This is a genomic window from Propionicimonas sp. (assembly GCF_047606205.1).
Lineage (GTDB): Bacteria > Actinomycetota > Actinomycetes > Propionibacteriales > Propionibacteriaceae > Propionicimonas.
This window is the reverse complement of the sequence record NZ_JASGES010000130.1, coordinates 1-6,512: the sequence shown is the minus strand read 5'-3', so window position 1 is coordinate 6,512 and position 6,512 is coordinate 1. Positions and strand designations below refer to the sequence as shown.

General features: G+C 71.3%; 6 protein-coding genes. All 6 read left to right on the top strand.

Features of this window, described 5'->3' with window-relative positions:
• Positions 1-193: hypothetical protein (locus QM633_RS08365; protein ID WP_415153289.1), on the top strand; the 193-nt coding region annotated here is incomplete at its 5' end.
• A 140-nt stretch (positions 194-333) separates the two neighbouring features.
• Entirely contained in the window at positions 334-1,095 is a 762-nt protein-coding gene (locus tag QM633_RS08360; protein ID WP_415153288.1) for a DeoR/GlpR family DNA-binding transcription regulator, read from the top strand.
• Positions 1,096-1,204: 109 nt separating this feature from the next.
• Positions 1,205-2,689, top strand: a complete 1,485-nt coding sequence (locus QM633_RS08355) for an amino acid permease (RefSeq protein WP_415153287.1) — start codon at positions 1,205-1,207, stop codon at positions 2,687-2,689.
• Positions 2,686-4,107 carry an FGGY family carbohydrate kinase gene (locus QM633_RS08350; RefSeq protein WP_415153286.1) on the top strand — a complete coding sequence of 474 codons (1,422 nt, stop codon included), beginning with the start codon at positions 2,686-2,688 and terminating at the stop codon, positions 4,105-4,107. The genes QM633_RS08355 and QM633_RS08350 overlap by 4 nt, the downstream gene beginning before the upstream one ends.
• The gene (locus tag QM633_RS08345) at positions 4,107-5,534 is read left to right on the top strand and encodes an NAD(P)/FAD-dependent oxidoreductase (protein WP_415153285.1); all 1,428 of its coding nucleotides are present in this window, start codon (positions 4,107-4,109) and stop codon (positions 5,532-5,534) included. Before QM633_RS08350 ends, QM633_RS08345 begins: the two co-directional genes overlap by 1 nt.
• Position 5,535: 1 nt before the next feature.
• Positions 5,536-6,512, top strand: a 977-nt coding sequence (locus QM633_RS08340; RefSeq protein WP_415153284.1) for an NAD(P)/FAD-dependent oxidoreductase, incomplete at its 3' end; no start/stop codon positions are given.

The following is a 6,512-nucleotide window of genomic DNA, read 5'->3' as shown; positions in this document are numbered from 1 at the left end:
GTCCCGAAAGGGCGGCGCGTCCGCGCCCCGAGTGGCGAAGGCGCGTCCGGGCCGCCAGGGAGCTGCTCCGAGTTCGCGTACGACGCAGGGCTCCGCACGGTCGGGCCGGGCCCGGGCCCAGGCACCGCACGGCGTCGCCGACTTCTCGGCGCGGCAGGGCCGTCGCCGCTCCGGCACGCGCAGGGCGGCCTGAACCTTCGGGCTGCCGGGCCGGCCTGCGCCCGGAGCGAAGTCTCACGAACCTGTAACAAATAGCTCTGTACCTTCTGGGCAGCCCACCCTAGGATCAGGGCATGTTCGGTCAGAAGCCAACAGTTACAGGCAAAAACGGGCATGCTCGCGACTGAACGGCATGCCCGGATCCTGAGTGTGGTGGCGAGCCGGCAGGTCGCCAGCACCGAGGAACTCGCGACCTCCCTCAACGTCTCGCCCGAGACCATCCGCCGCGACATCCGCGCCCTGGACGAGCGTGGGGAACTGCGCCGGGTGCGCGGAGGGGCCGCGACCGCGTCCGGGGCCATCGGCGAACCGCGCGTGGAGGAGCGCCAACTCCTGAACAGCGCCGAGAAGGAACTCATCGGACGGCTGGCGGCCGACCTCCTGCAGGACGGCCAGACCGTCGTCCTCGACCTCGGCACCACCGCCATGGCGGTGGCCCGGGCGATGGCCCCGCGTTTCCGCGGGGTGGTCGCCACCACATCGTTGCTGGTGGCGGGCGAGCTGGCCGCGTATCGGGACATCGAAGTGCTCGTGTGCGGCGGCCGCGTCCGCGCGGGCGACCTCGCTCTGTCGAGCGCGCTCGCGGTCGACTTCTTCGCCGGCCTGCACGCCGACATCGCCCTGGTCAGTTCCGGCGGCGTCGCGGCCGACCAGGGCCTCACCGACTTCTACTTCGACGAGGTCTCCACCCGCCGCGAGATGCTCCGCAACGCCAGGCGGGGGTTCGTCCTCGCCGACTCCTCGAAGTTCGGCGTCGTGGCCCCCCACTTCGTCGCCGGGTTCGGCTCGGAGCTGGGGCTCATCACCGACCGCAACCCCGGCGGCGACCTGGAGCGCGAGATCCGAGGGAAGGGGGGCGCCATCGTCTGTCCCTGACCGGTCGATGCCGGTCCGCCCCCAGCAGTAAGCACTGTCGGGCGGCGCTGTGAACGCCACCCGACAGGAAGCCCTCCCCGTTCCTCTGCAAAGGTCTCAAGGAGTCTCCATGTCCGATCCTGTCACACAACCGCAACATTCATCCGCCGAGGATGCCGATGCCCACGTCGCGAACGCGGGCTACAAGCAGCAGTTCACGCGCACCCTGGGCCACTTCGAGTCGTTCGCTGTGGCCTTCTCCTTCATCTCGATCACCACCGGCCTGTTCTCCACCTTCGGGGTCGTGCTGAACTCCTCCGGCCCGGCCGGCATCTGGACCTGGCCGATCGCCACGATCGGGACGGTCCTCGTCGCCCTCGTCTACGGCATGCTGGCCAGCCGGATCCCGCTGTCCGGCTTCTCCTACCAGTGGGCCAGCCGCCTGGCGAACCCCGTGGTGGGCTGGTGGTACGGCTGGATCTCGTTCGCCTTCCTGCTCTCGGTCACCATCTCGGTCGACTACGCGTTCTCCCAGGTCGCGCTGTTCCCCCTGCTGGGGTGGGAGTACAACCCGCTCAGCGGTGCGGTCACCACGGCCGTCGTGATGGTGCTGCAGGCATCCTTGATCATCTGGTCCACTCCCATCCTCACGAGGATCAACAACGCGGCCGTCGGCGCCGAGCTGATCGCCATGATCGGCCTCACCGTCCTGATCACCGGCGCGATCATGGTCGGCGGCAACGGCGACATCGGCAACTGGACCTCCACCGGCGTGGTGTCGCGCGAGGGCTACTTCGGGTGGTTGGGGCCGTTCATGATGGCCTTCCTGCTGGGCGCCTACACCCTCGTCGGGTGGGAGTCCTCGGCCAACCTGACCGAGGAGACCAAGAACCCCAAGCAGGTCATCCCGAGGGCGATGGTGCGCTCCGTCCTCGTCTCGGGAATCGTCGGCACCCTGTTCCTGATGGCGATCTCGGCGGGCATCGGAGGCGACATCGAGGCGATCTCTGCGAGCACGTCCCCCGTCGCCGACATCATCGGACGCACGGTCGGGCACACCGTCGAGGTGGTCATGCTGGTCGTGGTCTGCGTCGCGATCTTCGCCTGTGGACTCGTGATCATGACCTCGAACAGCCGGCTGATCTACGCGATGGCCCGAGACGGGCGGATCCCGTTCGCCGAAACGTTCACGAAGGTTCCCCGGGCGACCGGCGGGCCGATCTGGGCCACCGTCCTCGCCGCTGCCGCAGCGATCGTGATCACGCTCGGCTTCTACGCGAACAGCGACGCCCTGGCCGGCTTCCTCGGTGCGGGCACCCTGATGCCGGCCATCCTCTACGCGGCCACGATCGTGCTCTACCTGGCCAAGCGCCACAAGTTCACCCATCATCCCGACGACTTCTCGCTCGGGAAGTGGGAGTGGCCGGTCGTGATCGGGGCCTGCATCTGGCTGCTCGTGGAACTCTCGATCCTGATCTTCCCCGAGGACTTCCGGATCGCTCAGTACTACGCGCTCGGCACTCTCCTGGTCGGCGGAGTGGTGTTCGCCGTCCTGTGGGCGACCCGGCGTGACAAGCTGGTCAGCGAGGTCGGCCAGGACGTGGACGCGCTATGACCGTTCTGGCCATCGACCAGGGCACGTCCGGCACCAAGGCGATCGTCGTCGATCCCAGCGATGGGATCGTCGGCCTCGCCGAGGTGCCGGTGCACCCGGCCTATCTCGCCGACGGCGGGGTGGAGCAGGACCCGCGGGAGCTGCTCGACTCCGTGCGATCCGCGGCACGCCAGGCGATGGCGGCCGCCGGGCGCCCGATCGACATCGTCAGCCTGGCCAACCAGGGCGAGACCGTGCTGGCCTGGGACCCGGACACCGGGCGTCCGCTCAGCCCGGCGATCGTCTGGCAGGACGGACGCGCCGCGCCGGTCTGCGCGGAGCTGGAGGGGTCGAGGGAACTGATCGAGCACCGGTCCGGCCTGGCGCTGGAGGCCTACTTCTCCGCGCCCAAGCTGGCCTGGCTGCGCCGCACCGTGACCACCGACGGCGTGGTGACCACGTCGGACTCCTGGCTGCTGCACCAGCTCACCGGCGAGTTCGTCACCGACGTCACCACGGCTTCGCGGTCGCTGGTCCTGGATCTGGACGCCCGGGCCTGGGACGCGGAACTGCTGGACCTGTTCGGTCTCGCCGAGGAGCCGCTGCCTCGGGTGGTGGCGTGTGACGAGCCGCTCGGGACCACCACGGCTTTCGGCGCGGAGTTGGCTGTCGGCGGCCAGGTCGTGGACCAGCAGGCCGCGCTCTTCGCCCAGGGCTGCCTGGAGGCCGGCCAGGCCAAGTGCACCTTCGGCACCGGCGCCTTCCTGCTGGTGAACACCGGCGCCACCGCGCCACGTTCGGCGAACGGGCTCACCACCTCGGTCGCGTGGACGCTGCGGGACGCGTCCGCCTACTGCCTGGACGGGCAGGTCTTCACGGTGGCGTCCGCCGTGCGCTGGCTCACCGACGTCGGTCTCATCTCGGCGCCGACCGACCTCGACCCGCTGGCCGCGGACGGTGCCGGGGACGTCCTCTGCGTCCCCGCCCTGGCCGGGCTCGCTGCACCCTGGTGGCGTGGCGACGCGCGGGCGGCCTTCGCCGGCATCGGTCTGGCGAGCACCAGGGGAAACCTCGTCGCCGCGGTGCTGCAGGGCGTGGCGGCGCAGATCGCGGAACTGGTCGCGGTCGTCGAGAGGGACACCGGCGAGCCGCTCGAGCTGCTGCGGGTGGACGGCGGGCTCACCCGCAGCACGGCGTTGATGCAGGCCACGGCAGACCTGTGCCAGGTGCCGATCGAGGTCTACTCCTCCCCGCACGCCACCGCTCTGGGGGCCGCGGCGATGGGCAGCCTCGCCCTCGACCCCCACCTCGGGGTCGCCGAGGCGATCAGCGGCGGCGGGATCAGCGCCAGCTACGCCCCGATCTGGGACGCCGGCCGAGCCGGAGCCTTCCTGGCCCGGTGGCGGCGGCTCGCGGAGCAGACCATGGAGGAGGAGTGATGCAGAGCACATCGACGTCCGCTACCGACGCCGAACCCTACGACGTGACCGTGGTCGGTGCCGGGGTGGTCGGCTCGGCTGTGGCCCGCGAGCTGTCCGGTCACCGGCTCCGGGTGGCCCTGGTCGACGCCCGCGACGACGTCGGTGACGTCACGTCCAAGGCGAACACGGCGATCCTGCACACCGGTTTCGACGCCAAGCCCGGGAGCCTGGAGTCCCGGCTCGTCCACGAGGGGTACCTGCTGCTGGGGGAGTACGCGCAGCTGGCGGGGATCCCGGTCGAACGCACCGGCGCCCTTCTGGTGGCGTGGACCGCCGAACAGCTGGAGGCCCTCCCCGGCCTCCGCCAGAAGGCGGAGGTCAACGGGTACCACGAGACGTTCCAGATCACGGCGGAGCAGGTCTACGAGCGCGAGCCGCGGCTCGGCCCCGGGGCCCTGGGCGGCCTCGTGGTGCCGGGTGAGTCGATCATCTGCCCCTGGACCACGACCCTGGCGTACGCGACCGAGGCGAAAGCCAGAGGGGCCGACCTGCTGCTCGGTCGGAGGGTCACCGGCGTCCGGGTGGACGCGGACCTGACCGTCCTCGACACCGGGGCCGGGCCGATCCGCACCCGATGGGTCGTGAATGCCGCCGGCCTGGGCAGCGACCACCTGGACCAGGCTTTCGGTTTCGACCGGTTCACGGTCACTCCGCGTCGCGGCGAGCTGTTCGTGTTCGACAAGCTGACCCGTCCGCTGGTCGCCGAGATCCTGCTGCCCGTGCCTTCGGCCAAGGGGAAGGGCGTGCTGATCTCGCCGACCATCTATGGCAACGTGATGCTCGGCCCGACCGCCGAGGACCTCACCGACCGCACCGACACCTCCACCTCGGCAGCGGGGTTCGCCCAGCTGCTGGCCAAGGGGCGGACGATCCTGCCCGAACTGCTCGAGGCGGAGGTGACGGCCACCTACGCGGGCCTGCGGGCAGCCACCGAGCACTCCGACTACGTCGTCGAGATCGATCCGGGGCAGCGCTACCTGTGCCTGGGAGGGATCCGCTCCACCGGGCTGACCTCCTCGATGGCTCTGGCCGCGCACGCGGCCGGCCTGCTGGCCGACGCCGGCCTCGAGCTCGTCCCGCGCGAGGTGCCGCCGCCGCCCCTGATGCCCTGGATCGGCGAGGTGGGGACGCGACCGTACGCCGATGCCGTGCGGATCGCCGCCGACCCCGCCTACGGGGAGATGGTGTGCTTCTGCGAGCGGGTCACCCGGGGCGAGATCAGGGACGCGCTCGCCTCGCCGATCCCGCCGGGTGACCGGGGCGGCCTCGCCCGTCGCACCCGGGCCACCAACGGCCGCTGCCAGGGGTTCTTCTGCGGGGCCAGGGTGGACGAGCTCCTGGGTGCGCGCGTCCCGGACGGACCAGCCTCGAAGGGAGGCAACTGACATGGGCCAGGAACGCACGGTGCGGGTGGCGATCGTCGGCGGCGGCCCGGCGGGACTGACGGCGGCCGCACAGCTGGCCCGCACCGAAGAGGTGCTCGTCATCGAGCGTGAGGCCGAGACCGGCGGCATACCGCGGCACAGCAATCACTGGGGCTACGGCATCCGGGACCTGCACCGGGTCGTCACCGGGCCCGGCTACGCACGGCGGCTCACCGAGACCGCCGCGGAGGCGGGTGCTCACCTGCTGACCTCCGCGATGGTGACCGGGTGGTCGGGCCGCTCGCTGGAGGTCACCTCGCCCCTGGGACTGCAGAGGATCCAGGCCGATGCCCTGGTGCTGGCCACCGGTGCCAGGGAGCGTCCGCGCGCCGCGCGCCGGATCCCCGGCGACCGTCCGGCAGGGGTCTACACCACGGGAGAGCTGCAGAACCACGTCCACGTGTTCGGGCACAGGGTCGGCACCCGCGCGGTGGTGGTGGGTTCGGAACTGGTGTCCTGGTCGGCGGTGCTGACCCTGCGTCACGCCGGTGCACGGACGGTGCTGATGGCCTCTCCCCGTCCGGCTCCCGACACCTACGCCGCCGTCAGCCTTGCCGGCCGGATCGCGTTCGGCGTCCCCGTCGCCGCGGCGACCACGGTCGAGCGGGTGATCGGCAAGGGCAGGGTGGAGGGCGTGGAGGTCCTCGACCATGCGACGGGCAGGACCAGGGTGGTGGCCTGCGACTGCGTGGTGTTCACCGCCGACTGGATCCCGGACAACGAACTGGCGGTGCAGCTCGGCCTCGAGCTCCAGCCGCGGTCGCTGGCGCCCCGGGTGGACACGGCGCTGCGGACCGGGTTGTCGGGCGTCTTCGCGGCCGGGAACCTCCTGCACCCGGTCGACACCGCCGACCGTGCCGCGCTGGACGGCCGCCACGTGGCCGCCTCGGTGCGGGCATGGCTTGCCGGACGGGAACAGCCGCCGGCCGGGGTGCAGCT